Genomic DNA, 425 nt, shown 5'->3' with positions numbered 1-425 from the left:
TGTATAAGTTTACCTCTTATTTTAACTACATTGGGGATGTCTCTTTATAATAAAACATTGCCCCATTGGAGTGGACCCTCTTATTACGCTTTGATTCTAATTGGAGCATATGTATTTCATCATGAATTTCTGGTGGGAAAGTATAAAACCTTAAAGCGGGGGATGATTTTTGGCCAAGTTATATTTGCCACTGTAATGATTTTGCTGATTTTTCAACTTAAAACCAATCTTTTGGATTTCAATGGAGGAAAAAAAACAGAAGACTTGGGGAAAAATGATTTTTCCATTGAACTAGGCTTATGGGAAAATATTTCATCAGAATTAAAATTAAAATTGCAGGAGGATTTTGAAAAAAGATCCATGCCCAAGAAAGCACCAATTATTACCCATAATTGGTTTCCTGCAAGCCATTTAGATTATTATTA

Annotated in this window: 1 protein-coding gene; it reads left to right on the top strand. The window is 32.7% G+C overall.

The window, feature by feature from the left end; translation table 11 throughout:
- Positions 1 to 36: 36 nt before the first annotated feature.
- Positions 37 to 425 (top strand): hypothetical protein (locus E1171_RS00200; RefSeq protein WP_155202983.1); only part of this gene is annotated, 389 nt, incomplete at its 3' end.

Source organism: Xanthovirga aplysinae (assembly GCF_009711365.1).
Classification (GTDB): Bacteria; Bacteroidota; Bacteroidia; order Cytophagales; family Cyclobacteriaceae; genus Xanthovirga; species Xanthovirga aplysinae.
This window is presented reverse-complemented; position numbering and strand designations above follow the sequence as displayed.